This window comes from Vreelandella maris, assembly GCF_013371085.1.
GTDB classification, from domain to species: Bacteria; Pseudomonadota; Gammaproteobacteria; order Pseudomonadales; family Halomonadaceae; genus Vreelandella; species Vreelandella maris.
The window spans coordinates 122,792-146,952 of sequence record NZ_JABWCV010000009.1 but is presented as its reverse complement, the minus strand read 5'-3'; the positions used below and the strand labels follow the sequence as shown (position 1 = coordinate 146,952).

Sequence of the window (24,161 nt, the reverse complement as noted above, 5' to 3'; positions counted from 1 at the left end):
TGTGCGTGGAGAAAAGGGCGTGACACAGCAAATGCGGCAATTAATGAATAATATGACGGTGCGTTTAAGTTGGGGCCTAGTGCTTGCGACCCTGTCAGTACTCGTCTTAATTGCCAGTGGTATCGGCCTTTATGCATTGCACCATGGCGCGGCAATTGTGCAAGCGTCTAACGATGTGCAGACCCAGCAAGCCGCCTTCAGTGCGTTTGCCACCACGATACGCTGGACGTTAATTGGCATCGTAGCGATGACGGTGACTACAGTTATCGTGGTGATCTGGGGAGTAACCACTAACGTGTTGCGCCCATTAGATCGCTTGGTGGGTCATTTTGAGCGCATGGCGCAGGGCGACCTAAGTCAACACATTACTGCGCCGGGTAATAATGAGATTGGGCGTCTCTACAGTGCGATGGCGCACATGCAGAGCTCTATCTCCCAAACGGTAGGCACCGTGCGCACTAGCGGCACATCGATTTATGAGCGCTCCCAGCAAATTGCCAGTGGTAATAACGACCTCTCTTCACGCACAGAGCAGCAGGCATCTTCGTTAGTAGAAACCGCTTCCAGCATGGAGCAGTTAGCCTCTACGGTAGGCCACAATGCTGAGAATGCTCGTCAAGCCAGCCAACTGGCCGGTAGCGCGACGTTAACTGCACGACGTAGCGGTGAAGAAGTCGGGCAAATCGTTGATACCATGCAAGAGATCAGTGCTAGCTCACACCAAGTGTCGGATATCATAACGGTTATCGATAATATTGCGTTTCAGACCAATATTTTGGCGCTGAATGCCTCCGTAGAGGCTGCTCGTGCTGGCGAACATGGTAGGGGGTTCGCGGTGGTCGCACAGGAAGTGCGCAGCCTGGCCAGCCGCAGTGCTGCTGCTTCAAAAGAGATCCGAACGCTGATTGAAGCCTCGCTCAATAAAGTCGATACCGGCACTCAGCGCGTCAATCAAGCCGGGCAAACGATGCAAGATCTGGTGGCGGCTGTTCAGCGCGTCAGTGACATTATGGATGATATTGCCGCCGCTTCTGCACAGCAAAGCAGCGGTATTAGCCAAGTGAATCAAGCCGTTGCACAAATGGACCAGGTGGTGCAGCAAAATGCCCAACTGGTTCAGCAGGCGGCGCGAAGTGCCAATGAGCTGGAAAGTGAAGCGGCTCGTTTACGTGAAGCAGTGGAGCGCTTCCGTGTCACTGAAACATCAAACCCTCACTCTTCTTCTGCCATGCCTACGCCAGCCCTGGCTGCAGTAGCGCACCCGCCCCTAGCGAGTCACAGACAATCAGCAGAACACAGCGAAGAGTGGGCACCGTTTTAACGTGTCTGGTAGGGCAGGCACGCTCTTAATGAATAATAAAACACTAAAAAGGTAGATCATGCGTAATAACCAGCCAGTCTCTCAGCGTGAAATCGAGTTAAAAGAAGATGATTTCTTAGTCTCACGTACCGATACCAAAGGGCGTATTACCTATGCAAACCCCGCGTTTATCGATATTAGTGGTTTTGATCACGCAGAGCTGATAGGTGCGCCGCACAACCTGATACGTCACCCCGATATGCCACCAGCAGCCTTTGAAAACCTCTGGCAAACCGTGCAAACGGGAGAAACGTGGCGCGGGCTGGTTAAAAACCGCTGCAAAAACGGTGACCACTACTGGGTGGATGCCAGCGTGACACCGATTATCGAAGATGAACACGTGGTGGGTTACACCTCGGTACGTGTTCAAGCCGCACGGGAGGCCATAGAGCAAGCGGAGCGGGCTTACGCTGACCTACGAGAAGGACGCAATAAACGGCTCTATTTGGATAAAGGACGTCTGCGTCAGAAAGGTGTGTTCAGCCGTCTGGCTCGAGTGCGACTCGATACCATTCGGGCAAAACTGGCAGGCATGATTATTGTGGCTGGTGTGCTACTGCTAATGAGTGGAGGCTTGGGGCTATATGGCTTAAATGCCTCGGGCGAGCGTTTGGCGCAGCTAAATAATGATGGTCTGCGCGATGTCATTCGCTTGCAGCAAATCGATCAAACCATCGCCCAAACCCGACAAGCGATGATTGAGCCTGAGCGAATGGATCTCATCAATCAGCGTTTTGAAATGGGCGAAAGTATTGAGGAGAGCACCGCAGAAGTCGCCGCCGTATGGCAGGAGTACTACTCTCGAAACGTCAATAAGACCGAACTCGCTGGTGAGTTTGATCAGCAGTTACAGTTATTTTTAGACAATGGCATGGGCCAAGCTGCCAGCGTTTTGCAAGCGGAAGAAACCTATCAAGCCTTTACCGGATTAGATGCAGTCATTAGCGTGATGAACAGCGATGGCCGCGACTTGTCAGGAATGGTTAATCAACTGATCGCACAGAAACAACAAGCAGCGGAATCCATGGCCGTTGACGCCCAGCAAGGGCAAGCCACCATGCTCGGTGCGCAAGCCATCGTGCTTGGTGTTGGTTTATTGTTGCTCATTTTGATTGGCGTATTGACGCTGCGTTCGATTATTCGCCCCTTAAAAAGTGCGGCGCGTTTTACGCTGCAAATTGCAGGCGGAAATTTGGCGACAAAAGTGCCTCCGCCGAGGCGTGACGAAGTGGGCCAGCTAATGGACTCGCTCAACACCATGCGCAAGAGCCTCAGCAGCATCATCGCCGACGTCAAAGGGGGTATTGATGTTGTCACTCCCGCTGCCCGGGACATTGCCAGTGGTAATGAAGAGCTATCGGCGCGCACTGAGCAGCAAGCGGCCTCTCTGCAGCAGACGGCTTCCAGCATGGAAGAAATGACCTCTACGGTGCGACAAAACAGCGAAAATGCTCAAGAAGCCCGCCGCTTAGCCGATAACAATGCTATCCAGGTGACAAATACTGGCGAGCTAATGGCACAGCTGGTCGACAATATGCAGCGGATTACCCAAAGCTCCCAGCAGATGGCCGATATCATCAACGTGATCGACTCAATAGCATTTCAGACCAATATTCTGGCGCTGAATGCTTCGGTAGAGGCGGCACGTGCAGGCGAGCATGGGCGTGGTTTTGCGGTGGTCGCCGAAGAGGTGCGTAATCTGGCGGGCCGCAGTGCAGGCGCTGCTCAAGAAATTCGTGGTCTGATTGATGGCTCTAATCGCGAGGTTAGCGCCGGTGCCAGTTTGGTAACCAAAGCTGAAGAGGCGATCGGCGAAGTGGCAGAAGCTGCACGTAGCGTGACCCAAATTATGCATGAGATTTCGGCCGCTTCTGAAGAGCAGAGTAATGGAATTACGCAGGTCAACCAAGCGGTGGCGGAAATGGATCAAGCGACACAGCGTAATGCCTTGCGTGTTCAAGAGACGGCTCGTGCGGCCGTTTCCTTAGAGAAACAGGCGGGACTATTAGCGCTATCGGTAGAAGCATTTCGCTTAAACAGCAATGGCGCTTTACGTCCACCTGCGTTAACAGCAACCAACCCCGTCGCGCAGATGCCCAGCGCACTAGCCGCTCAGCCGCCTAGTGCAACGTCGCCTCATTCGCCCGTTAAACGGCAAGCAGCCTCAGTAGAGGAGTGGGAAGCGTTTTGACCGAACAAAGTGAAGGGGTTGTAGATGCTGGTCAGTGGGCATCCAATAATCAGATTGAGCGCGATCTGATACTCACCGATGCGGATTTTAAGCGTATTCGTGAACTGATTTATCAGCGTGCCGGGATTGTGCTGGCAGAACATAAGCGTGAAATGGTCTATAGCCGCCTAGCCAAGCGGCTACGCCACCATGGCCTGACGCGCTTTACCGATTATCTGCAGCGCCTGGAGCGCCAGCCCGAGGCTAAGGAGTGGGAGGCGTTCACCAACGCACTGACGACCAATCTCACGGCTTTTTTTCGTGAAGCGCACCATTTTCCGCTGCTCGCTGAGCATATAAAAAATAAGCAAGACCCGGTCACAATCTGGTGTTCGGCAGCCTCCACTGGGGAGGAGCCCTACTCACTAGCCATGACACTTTTGGAAACGCTAGGCGCTAAAGCGTCACAAGCCAAAGTAATTGCCACCGATATCGATACGGATGCGTTGGCCAGAGCCCGCGCAGGCGTCTACCCGCTAGAACAGGTGCGCAAGCTTGATGAAGTGCGGGTAAAGCGTTTTTTCCAGAAAGGTACCGGTAATCATGCAGGCTTTGCGCGGATCCGGCCTGAAGTATCGGCCCTCGTCGAGTTTCAGCCACTTAACCTGCTGGCGCCGCAATGGCCAATTAAGGGCCTTTTTGATGCGGTGTTCTGCCGGAACATCATGATTTATTTTGATAAAGATACTCAATCAAAAATACTCAAGCGATTTGCGCCACTGATGAAGCCGGATGGGTTGCTGTTTGCCGGCCACTCAGAAAACTTCTCGTATATCAGCGACGCTTTCAAACTACGCGGCCAGACCGTCTATACCCTGGCAAAAAAATGAACAATTGTCGTGTCTTTATGATCGCTTCAGGCGCTGTGGCTCCAGCGGTTGCAATCACACATCAGGCGTCTACAGCAAGAGGAGGCGTGCTTTGAGCGCAGCCAAGATCAAAGTACTGTGTGTCGATGATTCGGCGCTAATTCGCGATTTATTAACGGAAATTATTAATTCCCAGCCTGATATGGAAGTCGTTGCGGTAGCGCCTGACCCTATTGCCGCCAGGGATTTGATCAAGCAGCACAATCCTGATGTGTTGACTCTAGACGTTGAAATGCCACGCATGGATGGCCTGGATTTTCTCGAACGCTTAATGCGTCTGCGGCCCATGCCGGTGCTCATGGTGTCGTCGCTAACCCAGAGCGGTTCGGAAATTACCCTGCGCGCGCTTGAGCTTGGTGCGCTTGATTTTGTTGCTAAGCCAAGCCTGGGTATTCGCAATGGCATGATGGAGTACGCCGACGAGATCGCCGAAAAACTGCGTGCTGCGGCGCGCTCACGACCTCGCCAGGCGCGGCATAAAAATGCCCCACCACCTGTGGCCTTAAAGGCCCCGTTAGTCACCAGCGAGAAGCTGATTATTATTGGTGCATCGACCGGTGGCACCGAAGCGATTCGATCAGTGCTTGAACCCTTGCCAGCTAACGCCCCCGCTATTTTGATTACTCAGCATATGCCTGGCGGCTTTACCCGATCATTTGCCGAGCGCTTAGACCGGCTGTGCCGGATTACCGTAAAAGAGGCAACCGATGGCGAGCGGGTTTTACCAGGGCACGCCTACATTGCCCCAGGCGACCAGCACCTTAAATTGGCGCGCAGCGGCGCTAACTACGTGGTGCGGTTAGACGACGGCCCACCTGTAAACCGCCATCGGCCATCGGTCGATGTGCTGTTTCATTCGGCGGCACAGCACGCTGGCAAAAATTCCATTGGGGTGATTCTAACCGGCATGGGCAAAGACGGCGCGGCAGGGCTGCTTGAGATGCGCCAAGCAGGCGCGCCGACCATTGCCCAGAATGAGCAAACCTGCGTGGTTTTCGGTATGCCCCGTGAAGCCATTGCGGTGGGTGGCGCGGTGGAAGTGGTGGCGTTAGACGACATTCCCACGCGCATGATGGCGCTGATCGCAGCCTCAGGCCGCGCGCAGCGTGTGTAGTGCAATTTATCAGTACTTAGCTTAAAAACTAAGCATAAAAACTTAATAAGCTCGCAAGGGAAACCCTATGAATCGTTTACTGCGCAACATGAGTATTCATGCCGCTGTGATCGCAGCGCTCACCTGCTTTGTCGCCCTGATTTTAGTGATTGCAGGTTTGGGTGTTGTGGCTGATCGCAATGCGCAAAATAACTTGGCAACGCTCAGTCAGATTAGCGATGCGCAGTTAAATGAGATTAACCGCGCCGACTCGCTATTAAACCAAGCTATGTTGGCAATGGAGACAGCTTCAAACTACTTGATGGTCGGCCAGACTCAGCAGTCCAATGCACAGGTCGATGTCGCAGCTAATCGTATTGAGCGTGCCGAGCGACGCTTTGATCGTTTTGTCGAGACCCCGCGTACATCTGCAGGAGAAGCGTTAGGAAGCGCCCTAATTGAAGATTTTCGCACCGTTTTAGGGTTGGTTAAACAGCAGCATGAAACCTTTGAATATATGAACCTCACCCGCTACAACAACCTGCGTGATGAGCTGATTGAGCCCTTAGGTAGTTTGGCTGCCAGCACAACCGCATTTGTTACTTACGGTTTTCAGCGGGTAGAGACTATTCGTTCGGACGCAGCGGCCCAGGGTAACCTCTTTACCATGATCAATGCAGGGGTAGTAATCTTTGCTCTGCTGATGACGTTGGTGATTTACGTAGGCTTGCGTCGTACCGTAATTGCGCCGCTAAGAGGCGCAATTCAGCGCCTGGATGCGATTGCAGAGGCTGATTTGACCGATCCGCTGCCGGCAGCGGGTAAGAATGAAATTGGCCGCCTGTTTGGGGCTATGGGCACCATGCAGCAGAACCTGACCAATATCGTTAGCCGGGTGCGTGAAGGCAGTAACGAGATTCACCACGGTACCCGTGAAATCGCCAGCGGCAACGCGGACCTATCATCGCGTACTGAACAGCAGGCTGCGTCGATTCAGGAAACTGCCGCCAGCATGGAAGAGATGACCGCGACGGTAAAACAGAATGCCGATAACGCCCGCCAGGCCAGTACATTGGCAGCCGACGCTTCAACCACTGCTGAGCGTGGTGGCCAAGTTGTCGCGCAAGTGGTGCAGACCATGCACGGCATCTCTACCAGCTCGAAAAAAGTCGCTGATATCACCAGCGTTATAGATTCGATTGCTTTTCAAACCAATATTTTGGCCCTCAATGCGTCGGTAGAAGCGGCGCGAGCCGGCGAGCAAGGCCGCGGCTTTGCGGTCGTGGCGGGGGAAGTGCGCAATTTGGCCAGCCGCAGTGCCGATGCTGCCAAAGAGATTAAAACACTGATTGATGCCTCGGTAACGCAGATCCAACAAGGCTCCACCCTGGTCGAGCAGGCAGGTACCACGATGTCTGATGTCGTCACCGCGGTACGCCGTGTCACCGATATCATGGATGAAATTTCGGCGGCCTCTCAAGAGCAGAGCGACGGCATTGAACAGGTCAGCCAAGCCGTTGGCCAGATGGACCAAGTCACCCAACAAAACGCCGCGCTGGTGCAAGAAGCCTCTGCCGCAGCGGCTTCGTTGGAAGAACAAGCCAATCGTTTGGAGCAGGCCGTCGCGGTCTTCAAACTGTTGGGTATGCAGGCGGCAGCGCACCAGTCGCTACCGTCTGCGTCTTCAGCCTCTCAGCCAATGCCTGCCGCCAGGGCCGACCAGCCAGCCCGTCGGCCTGCTGCGCAGCGCAGTGACCACGAAGAGTGGGAAGAATTTTAACGATGCGTTTTAACCCTGACTGTACTTACCAGTCCCCCCTGTGCCATGTACTGACGAGAGGATGACCGATGGCAGATAAGAATATGAGTTTCCTGGTTGTAGATGACTTTCCCACCATGCGTCGGATCGTGCGTAGTCTGCTTAAGGAACTGGGCTTTACCAATGTGGATGAAGCTGAAGATGGTCAAGACGCGCTCAATAAGCTGCGGGCTGGCAATTTCGAGTTTGTGGTATCCGACTGGAATATGCCGAATTTGGATGGTTTGGAGATGCTCAAGGAGATCCGCCAGGATGAGGCCTTGAAGGGGCTTCCTGTGTTGATGGTGACCGCTGAAGCGAAAAAAGAAAACATCATTGCGGCCGCTCAGGCGGGCGCTAACGGCTATGTCGTCAAGCCGTTCACTGCCGCTACCCTTGAAGAGAAGCTCAATAAAATCTTCGACAAAATGGGTAAATAAAGCGGCTAGGCCTACGGGCCTGGTTAACGAGGAGACAACATAATGAGTCAGAATGAGCAGCCCGGTTCTGCCCAGCTGTCTGAAGACGCCGCTGAAGACCTAATTCACCGCATTGGCAAATTGACGCGCATGCTGCGCGAGAACATGCGTGAGCTGGGGCTGGATAAAGAGATTGAGAAAGCGGCAGAAGCCATTCCGGATGCACGTGACCGCTTGCACTACGTCGCTACCATGACAGAGCAGGCAGCAGATCGCGCGCTCAACGCGATTGATCGTGCGCAGCCGTTACAAGATCAGATGGCGGACCGTGCCAGTGCCCTGGATAAACGCTGGGCCGAGTGGTTTGAAGCGCCCAAAGAGTTGGATGAGGCCAAGGCCCTGGTCATTGAGACACGTACTTATCTTAGTGACGTGCCCGACATGGCTGCAGCGACCAACAAAGAGTTGATGGAAATCATGATGGCCCAGGACTTCCAAGACCTGACCGGCCAAGTGATTAAGAAGATGATGGACGTGATCCAAGAGATCGAACATCAGTTGGTACAGGTGCTGATCGAAAACGCGCCGGGCGCCCATGCACGAGAAACGATGCAGCGCAAGGCCGAGGATCAGTGGAAAAGCGACAATGCACGGCGTAACGAAGAGCTTTTGAATGGGCCGCAAGTAAGGGACAATGCACCTGATATCGTCACTGGGCAGGATCAAGTTGACGACTTATTGGATGAGCTAGGCTTTTAAAGCGCGCTATTAAACGCCCTACGGGCATGCAAGTACGCCATTCAGCCGTCCCTATGGACGGCTGAATACGTGATAAGCTTCGCCTTACCTGGCCGGATGACCGCATGGCAGATAATGATAGCGACCAGGAAAAGACCGAAGAGGCCACCCCCCGGCGGCAAGAAAAAGCCCGCGAAGAGGGTCAAGTTGCCCGTTCCCGCGAGTTAAACACTTTCTTACTTCTGTTGGGCGGCGTGATTGGTCTCTATAGCATGGGCGGTATGCTCTATGACCAGTTAGGTGCAGTGATGGAGCAGGCCTTCCTTTTTGAACGTCGCCAAGCAATGGAAAGCACGCCGATGCTGGTCAATGCGCTGGATCTTGGACAGCGCACGCTATTCGCCATGATACCGCTGTTTTTGTTGTTAGTGATTATCGCGTTAGTGGCCCCAGGTCTGATGGGAGGCTGGCTGATATCGGGGAAGTCGATGCAGCCCAAGTTTTCCAAACTAAATCCGATTAAGGGCGTAAAACGCATATTGTCAACCCAGGCGCTGATTGAGTTGGCTAAAGCTATCGCCAAGTCTGTTCTGGTAGGGGGCGTCGCCGCAACTTTTTTGTATTACAACATCGGCAAGTTTATGGCGCTAATGGATCAACCTATCCAGCAAGCGCTTACCAACGCTCTAAGCATGGCGGCTCAGGCGGCTGGACTGATGGTGCTGGTGTTAATCGTGGTCATTTTGATCGATGTCCCGTTCCAGCTTTGGGACAATGCCAAGAAGCTGCGCATGAGCCAGGAAGAGGTTAAGCGCGAGCACAAAGAGTCGGAAGGTGACCCGCACGTAAAAGCACGCATTCGCCAGCAGCAACAGGCCATGGCGCGGGGCAGGATGATGAGCAAAGTACCCGAGGCCGATGTCATCATTACCAATCCCACGCACTACGCGATAGCACTGACTTATCAGGAAGGCAGCATGGGCGCGCCACGGCTGGTGGCAAAAGGAGCCGATGCGGTAGCTGCGCGTATTCGTGAAATTGGCGAAGAGGCTGGTGTACCACGGTTGCAGGCAGCGCCATTGGCACGTGCCTTGTACCATCACGTAGACCTAGATGCGGAGGTGCCCGCTGACTTATATACCGCGGTGGCCGAAGTAATGGCCTGGGCCTATCGTCTTAAGCAAGTCGCACAACAAGGAGGCGAGGTGCCCCCAACCCCTGATAACCTGCCGGTTCCCCCGGAAATGGAAAACCCCGGGCGTAGCGCCGGTGGTAATGAGGCGCAACCATGAAAGGCTTGAGTCAGCTAATAGGTAAGCGCGACTGGATGGGCGATGTGCGCATGAAGCTGCTGGTCGGGCCGCTGCTCATCCTGATGATTTTGGGCATGATGATTGTGCCCTTGCCCCCTTTCGCGCTCGATCTTCTCTTCACCTTCAATATTGCGCTGGCCATTATGGTGTTGATGGTCAGCATGTTTACGCAGAAGCCGCTGGATTTTGCGGCGTTTCCCGCTGTGTTGCTATTCACGACGTTGCTGCGCCTATCGCTTAACGTCGCCTCCACTCGCGTCGTGTTAATGGAAGGCCACCAAGGTGGTGCGTCCGCCGGTAAGGTAATCGAAGCGTTTGGGGCGTTCTTGGTAGGCGGCAATTTCGCTGTGGGTCTAGTGGTCTTCCTGATTCTGGTGATCATCAACTTTATGGTCATTACCAAAGGTGCTGGCCGTATTGCGGAAGTCGGTGCGCGTTTTACGCTGGATGCGATGCCCGGCAAGCAGATGGCTATCGATGCCGACCTTAACGCTGGCTTAATCGGTGAAGAAGACGCCAAAAAGCGCCGCGCTGAAGTTGCACAAGAGGCTGACTTCTTTGGTTCGATGGACGGTGCAAGTAAGTTTGTCCGCGGTGATGCCATCGCCGGCCTGGTGATTATGGTGGTCAATATCATCGGTGGGCTGCTGATTGGTATGCTGCAGCATGATATGAGCTTTGGCGCTGCTGGCCAGACCTATATGCTGCTGGCGATTGGTGATGGCCTAGTGGCACAAATCCCCGCCCTGGTGATCTCGACCGCAGCGGGTGTCACGGTATCTCGGGTAAGTACCGACACGAATGAAGACATTGGTCAGCAAATGCTCAGCCAACTATTCGTGAATCCCCAGGTACTGATTCTGGCCGCCGTCGTAATGGGGCTGCTGGGAATGGTGCCCGGCATGCCCAATTTTGTATTTCTATTCTTTACGGCGCTGCTAGCGGGTTTGGCGTGGTTTATTACGCGCCAAAAAGAGCACGCGCTGGTTAAAAACGAAATTGCCACTGAGCCGGTGCCTTTACAGGAGACCCCCGAAGCGAGTTGGGAAGATGTTCAGCTGGTCGATACTCTTGGGCTCGAAGTGGGGCATCGCTTAATACCGCTGGTCGATTCGCGTCAAAAAGGCGAGCTGCTTGGGCGGATTAAGAGCGTGCGTAAAAAGTTTGCTCAAGAAGTCGGCTTTCTGCCGCCAGTCGTGCATATCCGCGATAATCTGGAGCTGCCGCCCAACGCCTATGTGCTTTCCATGAAAGGCGCCGAAATTGGCCGTGCTGAGGCGCAGCCGGGTAAATGGCTGGCGATCAATCCTGGGCAGGTGTCAGGTGAGCTGCAGGGCACTCCCACCCACGACCCGGCCTTTGGCTTACCCGCTGTCTGGATCGACAGCAATCAGCGTGAACATGCTCAGGTCTACGGCTACACCGTGGTGGATGCCAGCACGGTGATCGCGACTCACTTGAACCATCTACTGCACCGTCATTCGCCTGAGATGCTAGGCCGGCAGGAAGTACAGAAGCTGCTGGATAAAATGGGCGAGGATCAAAAGGCGCTGGTCGAAGAAGTCATTCCGAAAGCCATTTCATTGACGGTACTGCAGCGCATTTTGCAAAATCTGCTTGATGAAGATGTCTCGATTCGCGACATGCGGACGATACTCGATACGTTGGCAGAGTATGCCGCGCAGCAAAAAGATCCTAACGAGCTGACGGCATTGGTACGCGTCTCCCTCGGGCGTGCAATTGTCCAGCAATGGTTTGCCGGGCAGGAGACGCTTAATGTGCTGGGGCTGGATGCCCAGTTGGAACAGGTACTGGTGCAGGCCATGAACGGTAATGGTGCGATGGAGCCCGGGTTGGCAGAGACCCTAATGACTCAGGCGCAACAAGCCTTGGAGCGGCATGAAAGTTCAGGCGAGCCACCGGTGCTGGTGGTGCAGCACTCGTTGCGAGCAGTGCTATCGCGCTTTTTACGCCGTCGTTTGCGCCATATGTCGGTGCTGTCCCAGGCTGAAATCCCCGATGACCGCACATTAAGAGTGACCACGCTGGTAGGCGGGCGTTGATAATCGCATGCCGTGGTAGGCTAACGTCATCCATTTCCAGTACAGGCAAAGGGTAAGTCATGAGCGTTAGACGTTTCGTGGGAGCCAACAGTCGTGATGTGATGCGCCAAGTGCGCGAGGCGCTCGGCGAAGATGCCCTGATAGTCGCTAACCGGCGTACCGAAGGGGGCGTTGAAATATTGGCCATGGCAGATGAAGCCATTGACCACTTCGAGCCCTCGCCCGAACCTACTCCTCCCGAAATGACTGCTCCCCAAACACCGGTAGCTCCAGCCCAGCCGGCGCAAGACCCCATGCAGGCGATGAGCGAACGCTTGCTACAAGAAATGCAGGATATGCGCGCACTGCTGGCAAACAGCCAGCCAACCAATGCCGCCGCGCCACCCCAGGCAGTGCCCACGGGCACGGTCGCACGGCTGCGACAACTGCTTTGGAATGTTGGCTTTGGCAGTGAGCTTGCCGATGAACTGCTGGCGGGGTTACCTGAACCGTTGGCTGCGTTAAGTAGTGATAGCGACGCGCCGTTGCAGTGGCTGCGTCAGCAGTTAATGGCGCGACTCTGTGTATTGAGTGATGAAGCAAGTTTTTTCGATCAAACCGGCATTGTCGCCTTAGTAGGGCCGACGGGGGTGGGGAAAACCACCACCACGGCGAAGCTAGCCGCCCGTTTTGTGATGCGGCATGGCACCCGCCCGGTGGCGCTGGTAACGACGGACAGTTTCCGGATTGGCGCCCATGAGCAGCTACGCATCTATGCGCGTTTGCTGGACACCCCCATGTACGCGCTGGATGCCGAGCAACCCATCGACGATTTACTGGGCCGCTTGCAAGGCAAGCAGTGGGTGATTATCGACACCGTAGGCATGAGCCAGCGTGACCAGCGGGTGATCGAGCAGATTGCCCACCTGCAAGGGGGGCGCTCGCGCGTGCGTCTGGTGCTGTTGCTCAATGCCGCCAGCCAGCCGGAAACCCTCGAAGAGGTCGTGCTGCGTTATCGTCAGGCTGCCCGTGCTGCAGGGGCAGAGCTAGACGACTGTATTATTACTAAACAGGATGAAGCGGGGCGCCTCGCGCCGGTCCTCGACATTGTCATGCGCCACGGGATGCGCGTGCTGTTTGGTTCAAATGGTCAGCAGGTGCCTGAAGATATGGCCATTGCTTCCCCTGAAACACTCGTGGATCAAGCGCTAAGCACGGCAACGCCGCAGCGCGAGCAGACACAAAATGCTGATGCCCCAATGGGGATGCCGCGCTGGTCGCGGGATGTCCTCGGGCAAGGGCGCCGCTTGTCGTCGTTACTGGCGCGGCTGCGCCAACGCGTGACGGGATTTACGGAATTAGAAGCGATCTGGGATTTAGCGTCACTCCCGAGCCGCCTGCAGGAAGAGCGTTTGGACGCATTGCTCGCCCACTATCCCGCCGTGAATACGACGTTGGGTATGGCCTGGTCAGCTCGGCGGAATGAGCGCGGCTGCGACTGGGCAATGCCCGATATTGGCCTGGACACAGAGGGCGCTTGGCTGGCGCTACCCTGGTTACAGCATCGCCATGCTGCTGGGTGGCAGCCGCGCTTAGCCGCGCTGACGGAATCAAGCGGCGTCGCGGTGCATTTATTGCCGCGCTTACCCGAGCCCGATGCGTTGGCGTGGCTGGAAGCCGAGCATTTGACCTGGGTCAGCCAAGTATCCCCTAGTCATCGGGTACGCTTTCACCACGAGCGCCAGTCCATTCGTCAGCTGTTTAATGACAGCGTGCTGACGCACCAAGTGGGTGTTCGTTTTCGTGGTCAATCCGTGCAGCTGTGGACCGCCTACGCCGAAGTAGAGGATGCGACGGGTTATGCCCTGCTTGCTTGGTACGGTGAAGTGCGTGATCCGGAAAGCGCCAAAGTGGTAGCGCGCCGCTACTGGCTTACCCCTGCTCGGCTGGGAGCCGAGGTGCTCTCACTACTGTTAACACAACTTCAAAGCGATGGCTTAGCGGCATTAACACGCCGCGCTTGGCAGCAGTTAAAAGAGGCCGACAGCGGCGATGTTAATGCCGAAGTGCGCCTACTCATGGCCAGCGGCGTGGCATCCGTCGCCGGGCATCTTGATGTTGCCGATGATGAAGAGGCGCAGACGCTGCGCGGCGACCTGCTCAATTTATTAGGCACGAGCCGTCGGCGTCGCGATACTGGCATGCTTGATGCGCTGGTTTACGCGTTTATGGCCCGCGATGCGATTCGCCAAATGGGCAGTGTCAGCCGAGAGGGTGTGACGTGAGCGATCAAGATCAAGCCTCAGGGCTGCGTAAGTGGGCAAACCTGCAGCGCCAGCAGCAGGCTGAAGGGGCGGCGGTTGATGTCGCGGCGGCCGAGCATGTGCCAGAACCAGAACAGAGCCCATCGTTATTAACACCTACGGCTGCAGCAGTAGAAGCCGAAGCGCCTGCGGCGACCGCGCCCCCCAGGCCCAAAATTCCGCTTATAGTGGTTGGGCTGCCCGGTAGCGGTGCCTCTCAGGTAAACAAAGTCAAAGCACGTCTGGGGCAGTGGTCAACGTTAGGTCGAAGCTGGGCCGGTGACCCTGAAGACTGGGATGTGCATATCGTGGCGGCAGATACTGCTGACCTTGCTCAGTTACACGCTCAATACAGCCGTTGGGCACTCTGGATCAATAGCGATGCCGATGCCTTTGCTGCCATGTACAGCACCTTGCGCCAACTACAGGAACGCGGTGGGCCGCGTCGTTTGCTAGCGCTTCATGAACCGCATTTGCCGCGCCAGGGATTGCTCGACAACTTGCGTGGTGCAGCCGAATACTACTTAAATATGGAACTACTGGTACTTGCACGATGAGCATACTCCGCCAAGGTGACTAAGCATGCTAAGCTTGCGATTAAGAAGGGCGCTGCTGCTGGTGGCGCTACTGCTAACAGGGTGGTTACTGGCAGGATTAACGGCGAGTGTCCAGGCCGCTACCGGCAGTTGGAGCACCCAGGTTCCTGGGCTGATGGTGGCGATGAGTGATCGGGCAAGCGCTAGTCAAAACGCTTCCCCGCCCGCCGCGGTTAACCTTCGAGCAAAGCAGCTTGAGCGTATTCAGTGGCAGTTCAGCCATCCTCCCGGTGCACTGTTAAACGCTTGGTTGTGCCATCCTGAGCAGTGCGTTGCGTTGACCGGCATGCGCGGGTCCACTACCGCATTGGCAGGGCGCACGGCAGATGAGCCATTGCATTTTCGCTTCGCCTTACGCCCAGGCCAACGGCCGGTTCGAGTGCAGGGGCTGCAAATGATTGTGAACTATCAGTGAAGGCTGTATAGCCGCGAGGCGAAAGGATGTACACAGCACAAGGTAGGATCAAACAGAGTGAGCTGTTGACGCAATATATGCCACTGGTACGACGCCAGGCCTTGACGCTTCAGGTCCGCTTACCAGCCAGCATTGAGCTCGATGACCTTATTCAAGCAGGGATGGTAGGGCTGCTGGAAGCGCTCGGTCGCTTTGATGCTACTCAAGGTGCGACCTTTGCGACGTTTGCTAGCCAACGAATTCGCGGTGCGATGATGGATGAATTGCGCACCCGTGATTGGCTGCCCCGCAGTGTGCGCCGTTCAGCGCGAGCAGTAGACAATGCCGTTCGCCAGTTAGAACAACAGTTAGGGCGAGCACCGGAAGAGAACGAAATTGCCCACCATCTTGAAATGCCGTTGAGTGAATATCAGCAGCTCCTCAATGATACCAACAGTGGCCAATTGCTGCCGTTTGAAGAGTTGGTGGCCGATGGCGGCGAGCCGGTCAGTAATGAACTGAGCCACTCACCGTTCGAGCAGCTGCTTGATGGCCAGCAGAGGCAAACGCTGATTGATGCGATTGACGCACTGCCAGAGCGTGAAAAACTGCTCATGGCACTGTATTACCAGGAAGAACTCAACCTCAAGGAAGTAGGGGCTGTGTTGGGCGTAACGGAATCACGCGTTTCTCAACTACACAGTCAGGCCGTCAGCCGTTTACGTGCGCGTTTACACGACTCGGCATAACACCTCTTTTTACTCACTTGTGACCGGCAAGGAGCCGTGGATGAATCCTTCGACGCTGATAGGCATATTTGCCAGCATATTGCTGCTGGTCAGTGTACTGTTTTTGACCGCAGAGTCCCCTTCAAGCTTTATCAATTTGCCGGGTCTGGCCATTGTGGTAACTGGTACGTTGGCGGCCACTTTTATCAGCTATCCGCTGAGAGAAGTCCTCCGTGTGGTGCGGTTGGTGGGGCTAGTATTCCGGCGCGAAAACACCTATATGCGTGACGATATCCGGGAGCTGGTCGATATGTCACGGCTGTGGTTTAAAGGCGACGTGCGGGCGGTTGAGCGCGAGCTAGAACATACCCGCAATCCGTTTTTACGCACTGGCATTCAACTGGTGATCGCCAACACCAAAGAGGATGAAATTTTTGACATGCTGCGCTGGCGCATTGCCCGCCTGAAAGCGCGTGAACATGCTGAAGCACAAATATTTCGCACCATGGCTACCTATGCGCCTGCGTTTGGCATGATCGGCACCCTGGTGGGGCTGGTGAACATGTTGGAAGTCATGGATGCTGGCGACCTGCAGGTCATTGGTCCACGCATGGCGGTGGCACTACTGACCACCTTCTACGGTATTTTACTCGCCAACTTGGTGTTCAAGCCGATTGCTGTGAAGTTAGAGCGCCGGACCGAAGAGCGCTTAATCACCATGAACATGGTGTTGGAAGGCATCTCACTGATCACTAAACGCCGTCTGCCCTCGTTCATTGAAGAGACCCTTAACTCGTTTGTGGCTAATTACCACGATGAAATTCGTGATAACAGCGTCAAACCAAGACCAGACTCCTCGGTTAGTTCGGCGGCGAAGGGATAGCTATCATGTTAGACCGTGATACCCGTCACGCCCTGGAAATACCGGTCTCGCCTGGGGAGGGCGAAGAGGGATGGCTAACCAGCTATCTTGATGTGCTGACGCTGCTCATCACGCTCTTTGTCCTACTGCTTTCACTCACGCCACCGGGGGGTGGTGAAGCGGCGGATACGGCTTTCATGCGCTCGGCTAGCGCTGTATCATCGCTGCCGCTAGCGTCACTTGCCACCGGTATTAAGCCTCGTCACCAAGGGCTGCAGCCGCAGTTTTCCGGGCTCAATATTCCTGGAGTGAGCGTGTCGCAAGGGCGTGAAGGGGTCACACTGCGTATTGATAACAGCCTATTATTTTCCAGTGGCCAAGCAGTGTTGACGCCTCAGGGGCGCGGCGTGGTTGAAAGCCTTATCGATGTATTAGCCAGTTTTGATGGGCAGATTTCGGTGGAAGGTCATACCGATAGCGTACCCATTTCGACAGCGCGTTTTCCCTCTAATTGGGAGCTTTCATCTGCGCGGGCTATTGCCGTCGTGCGTCATTTAGAGCGCCAAGGGTTCAATATTTCTCATATGCGGGCCGTCGGCTATGCTGATACCCAACCCATGGAAACGAACGCAACCTCGGATGGCCGAGCGGCCAACCGGCGCGTAGAGCTGTTGTTGAGGCAACCGCTCGAAGGGTGAATAGATTGTCGAGGCCACTTGTGTGTCCAAGAAACAGTACCACCCACTATTGCAGTCGTTTGGTGTCCTGCTGGTATTAGATGCCGATAGCCGGTGCATCCAAGCCGCTAGCACTAATTTAACCCACTTGATCGGTGTTGAGCGCCCTGAAAATGGGCAGCTCAGCCTTGCCTGTGTGCTCGGCAAGCGCCTGAGTCAGCGCGTGCGCCGCGAGCTTCGGGGGCACCAGCGGCTCCCAAGCCCACTCACGTTTATGCGTTCTAAGCACAGCAATGTGCGTTTTCAGTTGCATGCGTACCGAGTGGATGAGCAGGTCGTTGTTGAGATTGAGCCACTCAAAGCCCTGGGTAAGCGCCGTCTACTGGGTACGGTGAATGAGCGGTTGATGCACTTGGCTGAAGCGACGCATCAGGAGGAACTGCTTGATTACCTGGTGAATGCGATCCAGCAATTGACAGGCCATGACCGCGTTACCGTGTGTCATTTCGATAGTGATTGGCATGGCTTGATGGTCGCTGAAGCACCGGGCAAAGAGTTGCCCTCGCTGCTAGGTCAACGCTTTCCTGCTAGTGACTTCCCCGCCCCCTTGCGGCAAAGCTACGAAAATTATCCCATGCGTCTAGTGGAAGATGTTAATGCGCCCCCCGAAACGCTGGCGCCCCCCTGTCCAACGGCTAACCTAAGCGGCAGCTTTTTACGCGCCCCGGCCCCGGAAAGGCAGCGCTATTTAAAGCGCCTGGGGGCGCGCGGCGCGCTCAGCCTGGCAATGCAGGGCGACTCTGGCCTGTGGGGATTAGTGTTTTGTCATTCGGCCACCCCGCATTCGGTGGAGCCGCCCGTGCGTGATGCTGTGCGCACCTTGGTGCAAATGGCTACACAGCGCATGCTGCTACTGCGAGCGCGTCAAGAAGCGCGCTACCTGCAACGCGTTCAGGATAGTCTGGTGCTGAGTGCTGGCGCACGCAGCGAGCCGCAAAACCCTCAGCAATTACTCCATGAGCAGGCGGCTACCTGGATGAAGTTGTTTCGTGCCCATGGCGTGGTGCTCTGGCTGAATGGTGGTGCTTATCAAGCGGGCGTGACGCCTACCCCGGAAGCTATAAGCCAGTTTGTGCTACGTCTAGAGAGAGCCCACGTACATAGCGGACCGTGGTGTACGCGTGAACTTGCCAAGGATCCATTAACTTGCTCGTTAGCGATGCCAGAACAGTGCGGTGCCTTAGCCGTACCGCTGCTCATGAACTCGACCCAGCGCGCTTGGTTGCTCTTTTTTCGTCCTGAGCAGGTGGAAACGTTGTATTGGGCGATGCAACCTGCCACTGAGCAACAACCGACGGCGATAGCGGTCCCGTCGGTTGCTTGGCATGAAGAAGTGATGGGCAAGAGCGAAGCGTGGCAATGGGTAGAGCGGTTAGCCGCGGTAGATTTGGGAGAAGATCTAACGTTGGCCATTTCAGCCTATGAAATCAGTTCCCTGAATATGCACTTAGAGCGTGAGCGCAAAGCCCTGGCGGAGGCCAATCAACGGCTTGAGCAATTAGCGCATTTTGATCCCTTAACCAAAGTGTGGAACCGTTACCGCATCGAAGAGGCGATCAATGCCGAGCTGGTGGCTGCCAAGCGCTATGCGGCCGCCTTTGCCCTGTTGCTGTTTGATGTGGACAATTTTAAGCAGATCAACGACACCCACGGTCATAGCGTAGGTGACGATGTGCTGGTGGCTTTGGCGCGCTTGGTAGAAAGCTCATTGCGTGGCTGCGACCACTTGGGGCGCTGGGGAGGCGAAGAATTTATTGTGCTGGCGACCCACTCGGACATTAATGCCGCCCTTGGCTTGGCCGAGCGGCTGCGCTCGCTAGTGGCTGAGCTGCATATAGAGGGGCTTAAGCAAACGGTGACGGTAAGTATTGGTGTGGCCGTTTGGCAGCCGGGCGACAGCTGTAAAACCATTATCTCGCGGGCAGACGATGCTATGTACCGCGCTAAACATGGCGGGCGTAACCGCGTTGAAATGGCGCTTGAGCCTGAGGTGCCGATCTAATCATTCGCACCTTAATGGGTTCCACCACCTTCACACTGGGTGAGCATCCGGTTAATCGCCGCGTCGGCGCCTTGCAGGCTAAAGGTCATATACCAAGGCTCGCGCTCTTCCTGGTCAAAACCCAGAAACAACTGCTCGCCCTGGCGCATGTCGGCCATCAGCGCCGCCAAGTCGCTTAAGTAAAAGTGGGCATAAAAACCGTCGTCGCCGCGTTCGGTAATAAACTCCGCCATGGTATCAATCACGGGCTGCTCATCAATGCGTAGCCTGGCGGGTACCAAGTTCACCGCACGGCTTTCCCCTTGCTGCTGCTCAAGCGTGACGCGCATCTCCAGCCAGGGTAAATCACAAACGCCTGCGGTGGCGTTCAGGCTTAGGGTGGCATCAGAATAGCTGTGAGTTTCTATCGCCCGGTAGTGTCGTTCACCCCCCAATGACAGTGTCATCGACTGCCAGTGTTCGTGGGTAGCCACGTCGTCGGTATTAAATGTTGCTGCGCTAGCCATTGGCGTTGCAACCATTAATGAGATGACCATTGCCGCCGTAACGAACATAGGGGCTAACATTGACGCGTAAAAACGCAAGGCGAGCGTCGCCGTGATGATGTGAGCCATGTAACCAAAATTCCTAGATGATTAACCGAAAAAACAGTCTATAGCGTGTTTGAGATTGTCAAAAGAGTAACGCGCTGATTTTTCTATATATGGTAGAAAATAGTTAAAAAAGTGCCTCATATGGTGGAAAGTCAAGTCTATACTTCACTCCGATGCCACGTATAATCGCCCCATTTGAGCGCTATATTCACCCCCGTTGTGAAGGAGTTTTGCGACATGAGCACCGCTGCTAAGGCTATCAAGACCTCTAATGACGTCCCGATGCAGGCCCCCTCGCGGGAGATCTGGGATGCCAAGTACCGCCTCAAGGATCGTCATAGCCAGCCCGTCGACCAAGATGTCGGTGCTACATTTGAGCGTGTTGCTCGCGCCCTTGCAGCGGTGGAAGGAGACAAGGCAGAAGAGTGGTTGCCGAAATTCCGCTGGGCGCTGGAGCATGGCGCTATTCCTGCCGGTCGCATTCTTTCCAATGCTGGCGCAGAGGCTTACAAGCCAGCAGTAAGCCTGATCAACTGCACCGTCTCGCGCACCATTCGCGACTCCATGCGCGATATTCTCGACTCCGTCGTGGATGCGGGTATGACGCTAAAATCCGGGGCCGGTATCGGCTACGACTTCTCAACGCTGCGCCATAAGGGCGCGTTCGTGTTCGGTGCTGGCGCAGGCACCAACGGCCCGCTGGCATTTATGGATATCTACGACAAGATGTGCTTCACCGTCGCCTCTGCCGGTGGTCGGCGTGGTGCTCAGATGGGCACCTTTGATGTAGGACATCCGGACGTACGTGAGTTTATTCAGGCCAAGCGCGAAGCGGGGCGTCTGCGTCAGTTTAACCTTAGCTTGCTGATCACCGACGAGTTTATGGAAGCGGTGAAAAACAATACCGACTGGCCGTTGGCCTTTCCACTGCACCCTGGTGAGAAAGAGGACGTTAAAGCGGAAGACTTGATCTACCGTGACTGGCCGGTAGTGGAAGAGGGCTACACGGTGGATGCCGAAGGTCGCGTCGCCTGCCGTATTGTGGAAGTGATCAAAGCGCGCGAATTATGGGACACCATCATGTCCTCTACCTATGACTACGCCGAGCCAGGTTTCATCCTGATCGACCAAGTCAACCGCATGAACAATAACTGGTTCTGTGAGGATATCCGCGCCACTAACCCCTGTGGCGAGCAGCCGCTGCCGCCGGAAGGCGCCTGCCTGCTGGGCTCCGTCAATCTGACCAAGTTCGTGATCGATCCTTTTGGCGCCGAACCGCGCTTTGACTGGGAGCGTTACCGTAAGGTCGTCGCCATCTTTACCCGCATGCTCGATAACGTGGTCGAGATTGCCGGCCTGCCGCTGCCCCAGCAGCAGCGTGAAATCGAAGCCAAGCGCCGCCACGGCATGGGCTTTTTGGGCCTGGGGTCGACGCTCACTATGCTCAAAATTCCTTATGGCTCCAAGCAGTCACTGGTGTTTACCGATGAAGTGAGCCGCCACCTGGCGATTGAGGGCTGGAAGCAGGCGCTGGAACTCTCTAAAGAGAAAGGCATGGCGCCGGTGCTTGAGCAGGAGCACACCATTACCCCCAAGATGCTGCGCGAGCGCCCACAACTGGCCAAAGATGGTTATGAAGTGGGCGATCAAGTACCGGGGCGTATTCTGCACGCCCGTTACAGCCAGTACATGGCCCAAGTGGCCGAGCTTGAGCCCGAACTGGTCGCACAGCTGGCCGAGTATGGCGCACGCTTTACTCACCACAGCTCGATCGCGCCGACCGGCACGATCAGCCTGTCGATGGGTAACAACGCCTCCAACGGTATCGAGCCCTCTTTCTCGCACCGCTACTTCCGCAATATTATTCAGTCGGGTAAGAAGACCAAAGAGCAGGTCGAAGTCGTCTCCTTTGAGCTCGCCGCCTACCGCCACTTTATTGCTGCCGATGCAGTGGACAGCGACCTGCCTGACTACTTCGTTACCGCCGATGCGATCTCACCCGAGCAGCACGTCGCCGTTCAGGCCGCCGCCCAGCACTGGGTGGATTCAGCGATCTCGAAAACGGTTAATGTGCCTACTGAGTTCCCGTTTGAGCAGTTCCAGAACCTCTATTTGCAGGCCTATGAAAGCCGCTTAAAAGGCTGCACCACTTTCCGCTTTAACCCTGAGGCCTTCCAGGGCGTGCTGGTGCGTGAGGATGATCTTAAAAACACCACCTATGTATTTGAGCTGGAAAATGGCGAAACCCTCGAACTGACCGGGGATGAAAAGGTGGTTTACGACGGCGAAGAACATAACGCTGCCAACCTGTTTGATGGCTTAAAAGAGGGCACCTACGGCAAATGGTAGCGGCGGGGGCTGCGCCCTTGCTAGCAGCGTCCATGAAAAGAACCGCCCGATTACCTTTGCTAAGTGGAGAACACCATGGCTGTAGAAATTACCTCAAAAATCGTTGGTTACCGCATCAAGCAGCAGGAGCAGGCCGCGCCCGTTCCTGAGCTACAGGATGAAAGCCCGCTGACGGTGCGGATTCCGTCACGCCCGGAAGGCACCCTAGAAGCCGTATCAGAGAAGATTTCGTACGTGGGCGCGGAAGGTCGCAAGAAAGTCTATCTGCTGGTGTCGTTTATGCCGGTGGAAGGCGTGATTGGCGGCAAACGCGTGGTGATTGAGCGTCCGGTAGAGTTCTTTTTCCCGTCGGGCCAGCTCTCCAGCGAGCACCAGTGGATCACCGCCACCATGCGCAGCCTCTCGCTGGCGGCCCGCGGTGGTTATGTCACCCAGGCAGTGGCGGATTTGCGCAAAGTGGCGTGGGACAAAGGCCTGGTGCGCTGCGGTATGAACCGCTGGAACAAGCCGATGTTTCACGATTCAGAGGTCGCTGCGATTGCTTGGTCGATACAGCAGATTCTTTATCGTCGCGGTTTCCTGGATCGGGATGGCAATCAAGTGCCGGTTGAGAAGCTGGTTGAGCGCTATGCCCACCGCATGACCCATGGCCATGCTTGGCAGCCGGATGAGGAGACGGGCGATGCGCCTGTTGAAGCGGGTGCGGTAGAGCCGATCGGCGAAAAGACTACTGCGGAAAAAAAGCCTAAAGGCAGTGGCCCGGCCACAGTGGGTAACTGCCCTGAGTGCCGCGGCGAGCTCATCATGATGGATGGTTGCCCAACCTGCTATGCGGGTTGTGGCTGGTCTAAATGCGGTTAATGTACTGTCGTCTTAGCGGCTGACGGCGTAACAACACTACCGCGTGCTTTATAGCACGCGGTTTTTTTATGTTGATCGCCTAACTTATGCAGTATCACCTAACAGGGGGCGGACGTTGTCGGTAAGATAACAGTCATCAAATTGGCCTTCGGCGCATAACGCCGCTAAGTCCGGAATGGTGAGGTGATGACGATCACGGAATACTAACTCGCTTTCACTGAGTGCGGTAAACGTTCGGCTCACGTGAACGGGACTGAGGCCAAGTATATCGGCCAACTGTTCTTGAGAGAGAGGCAGGCGAAACTGATTGCTAATATCGGGATTAGTTTGGCGTAGCCGCAAATACATCTCGTAGAGAAAATGCGCCATTTTCTGGCGGGCACTGCGCCTTGCCAAGGTGACCAGCCGCTCTGTCATCAGCGCCTGTTGGCGACTACCAATAGCAAACATTACTGATGTAAGGGGAAGTGACTGGCGGAAAATATCCAGCATACGTTTATGCGGGAAGTGACAAACCACGCCGTCATCAATCATGCGCACATTCTCGAGGCGCTCGGAGAAAGCAAACTCGCGCAGGCCAATAATGTCACCAGGCAAAAACACTTCCAGAATCTGCCGATCACCATTTTCTAAGTGGCGGTAGGAATAGGCCCAGCCGCTTTTCAGCGTGCAGAACTCATTAGCCGCATCGCCCATTTCCCATAGGATCGTGCCGGATTTTATATTGCTTGGACTCTCTTCAAGCGAGAGAAGTAATTTTTTCTCCTCCTCCGTCAACGAGCAATAGTGACTGAAGTGCTTGATAATACAGCTTTTTTCTTCGTTCATGGCCTATCCCTCTAAGAGAGGTTTACTTAATGTAACTAACTATTAT

The 24,161-nt window shown here is 55.3% G+C and carries 20 protein-coding genes; 18 read left to right on the top strand and 2 right to left on the bottom strand.

Going from position 1 to position 24,161, the window contains the following annotated elements; translation table 11 throughout:
• Positions 1 to 31 precede the first annotated feature (31 nt).
• The 16 genes from HUO07_RS10010 to HUO07_RS09935 all read left to right on the top strand — a co-directional run bounded on the left by HUO07_RS10010 (position 32) and on the right by HUO07_RS09935 (position 19,484).
• Complete coding sequence (locus HUO07_RS10010; RefSeq protein ID WP_176303472.1) at positions 32 to 1,321, top strand: methyl-accepting chemotaxis protein; 1,290 nt, start codon at positions 32 to 34, stop codon at positions 1,319 to 1,321.
• Between the two features lie 58 nt (positions 1,322 to 1,379).
• Positions 1,380 to 3,551, top strand: coding sequence for a methyl-accepting chemotaxis protein (locus tag HUO07_RS10005; protein WP_176303437.1), 2,172 nt, complete (start codon positions 1,380 to 1,382; stop codon positions 3,549 to 3,551).
• A complete protein-coding gene (locus tag HUO07_RS10000) occupies positions 3,548 to 4,420 on the top strand; it encodes a CheR family methyltransferase (protein ID WP_176303436.1) in 873 nt (290 codons plus the stop codon). Before HUO07_RS10005 ends, HUO07_RS10000 begins: the two co-directional genes overlap by 4 nt.
• A 91-nt stretch (positions 4,421 to 4,511) precedes the next feature.
• The gene (locus HUO07_RS09995) at positions 4,512 to 5,573 is read left to right on the top strand and encodes a protein-glutamate methylesterase/protein-glutamine glutaminase (protein ID WP_176303435.1); all 1,062 of its coding nucleotides are present in this window, start codon (positions 4,512 to 4,514) and stop codon (positions 5,571 to 5,573) included.
• 67 nt (positions 5,574 to 5,640) lie between these two features.
• Positions 5,641 to 7,332, top strand: coding sequence for a methyl-accepting chemotaxis protein (locus HUO07_RS09990; RefSeq protein ID WP_176303434.1), 1,692 nt, complete (start codon positions 5,641 to 5,643; stop codon positions 7,330 to 7,332).
• 68 nt (positions 7,333 to 7,400) lie between these two features.
• Positions 7,401 to 7,790: a chemotaxis response regulator CheY gene (gene cheY / locus HUO07_RS09985; protein ID WP_009097747.1), complete on the top strand. Its 390-nt coding sequence runs from the start codon at positions 7,401 to 7,403 to the stop codon at positions 7,788 to 7,790.
• A 42-nt stretch (positions 7,791 to 7,832) separates the two neighbouring features.
• On the top strand, positions 7,833 to 8,528 hold the full coding sequence (gene cheZ / locus HUO07_RS09980; RefSeq protein WP_176303433.1) for a protein phosphatase CheZ: 696 nt from the start codon (positions 7,833 to 7,835) through the stop codon (positions 8,526 to 8,528).
• A 104-nt stretch (positions 8,529 to 8,632) separates the two neighbouring features.
• Positions 8,633 to 9,799, top strand: a complete 1,167-nt coding sequence (flhB, locus tag HUO07_RS09975; RefSeq protein WP_176303432.1) for a flagellar biosynthesis protein FlhB — start codon at positions 8,633 to 8,635, stop codon at positions 9,797 to 9,799.
• Positions 9,796 to 11,883 carry a flagellar biosynthesis protein FlhA gene (gene flhA / locus HUO07_RS09970; protein WP_176303431.1) on the top strand — a complete coding sequence of 696 codons (2,088 nt, stop codon included), beginning with the start codon at positions 9,796 to 9,798 and terminating at the stop codon, positions 11,881 to 11,883. Before flhB ends, flhA begins: the two co-directional genes overlap by 4 nt.
• A 59-nt stretch (positions 11,884 to 11,942) precedes the next feature.
• Positions 11,943 to 14,147 (top strand): flagellar biosynthesis GTPase FlhF, encoded by a 2,205-nt coding sequence (gene flhF / locus HUO07_RS09965; protein WP_176303430.1) that lies wholly within the window; start codon positions 11,943 to 11,945, stop codon positions 14,145 to 14,147.
• Positions 14,144 to 14,722 carry a hypothetical protein gene (locus HUO07_RS09960; RefSeq protein WP_176303429.1) on the top strand — a complete coding sequence of 193 codons (579 nt, stop codon included), beginning with the start codon at positions 14,144 to 14,146 and terminating at the stop codon, positions 14,720 to 14,722. Before flhF ends, HUO07_RS09960 begins: the two co-directional genes overlap by 4 nt.
• Before the next feature lie 25 nt (positions 14,723 to 14,747).
• Entirely contained in the window at positions 14,748 to 15,176 is a 429-nt protein-coding gene (locus HUO07_RS09955; protein WP_176303428.1) for a flagellar protein FlhE, read from the top strand.
• Positions 15,177 to 15,202: 26 nt separating this feature from the next.
• Positions 15,203 to 15,904, top strand: coding sequence for an RNA polymerase sigma factor FliA (locus HUO07_RS09950; RefSeq protein WP_176303427.1), 702 nt, complete (start codon positions 15,203 to 15,205; stop codon positions 15,902 to 15,904).
• Between the two features lie 40 nt (positions 15,905 to 15,944).
• Positions 15,945 to 16,766: a motility protein A gene (locus HUO07_RS09945; protein ID WP_176303426.1), complete on the top strand. Its 822-nt coding sequence runs from the start codon at positions 15,945 to 15,947 to the stop codon at positions 16,764 to 16,766.
• A gap of 5 nt (positions 16,767 to 16,771) precedes the next feature.
• Entirely contained in the window at positions 16,772 to 17,443 is a 672-nt protein-coding gene (locus HUO07_RS09940; protein ID WP_176303425.1) for an OmpA/MotB family protein, read from the top strand.
• Positions 17,444 to 17,465: 22 nt separating this feature from the next.
• Entirely contained in the window at positions 17,466 to 19,484 is a 2,019-nt protein-coding gene (locus tag HUO07_RS09935) for a diguanylate cyclase (protein ID WP_176303424.1), read from the top strand.
• Positions 19,485 to 19,495: 11 nt separating this feature from the next.
• Here HUO07_RS09935 and HUO07_RS09930 read toward each other — a convergent pair whose 3' ends face one another.
• Positions 19,496 to 20,098, bottom strand: coding sequence for a hypothetical protein (locus tag HUO07_RS09930; RefSeq protein ID WP_176303423.1), 603 nt, complete (start codon positions 20,096 to 20,098; stop codon positions 19,496 to 19,498).
• Between the two features lie 216 nt (positions 20,099 to 20,314).
• Between HUO07_RS09930 and HUO07_RS09925 the strand changes: the two genes are divergently transcribed.
• Positions 20,315 to 22,426: an adenosylcobalamin-dependent ribonucleoside-diphosphate reductase gene (locus HUO07_RS09925; protein WP_176303422.1), complete on the top strand. Its 2,112-nt coding sequence runs from the start codon at positions 20,315 to 20,317 to the stop codon at positions 22,424 to 22,426.
• Positions 22,427 to 22,501: 75 nt separating this feature from the next.
• The gene (locus HUO07_RS09920) at positions 22,502 to 23,287 is read left to right on the top strand and encodes a ribonucleoside-diphosphate reductase (protein WP_176303421.1); all 786 of its coding nucleotides are present in this window, start codon (positions 22,502 to 22,504) and stop codon (positions 23,285 to 23,287) included.
• A gap of 84 nt (positions 23,288 to 23,371) precedes the next feature.
• Here the strand turns inward: HUO07_RS09920 and HUO07_RS09915 are convergent, their stop codons facing one another.
• The gene (locus HUO07_RS09915; protein WP_176303420.1) at positions 23,372 to 24,115 is read right to left on the bottom strand and encodes a Crp/Fnr family transcriptional regulator; all 744 of its coding nucleotides are present in this window, start codon (positions 24,113 to 24,115) and stop codon (positions 23,372 to 23,374) included.
• Positions 24,116 to 24,161: the final 46 nt, after the last annotated feature.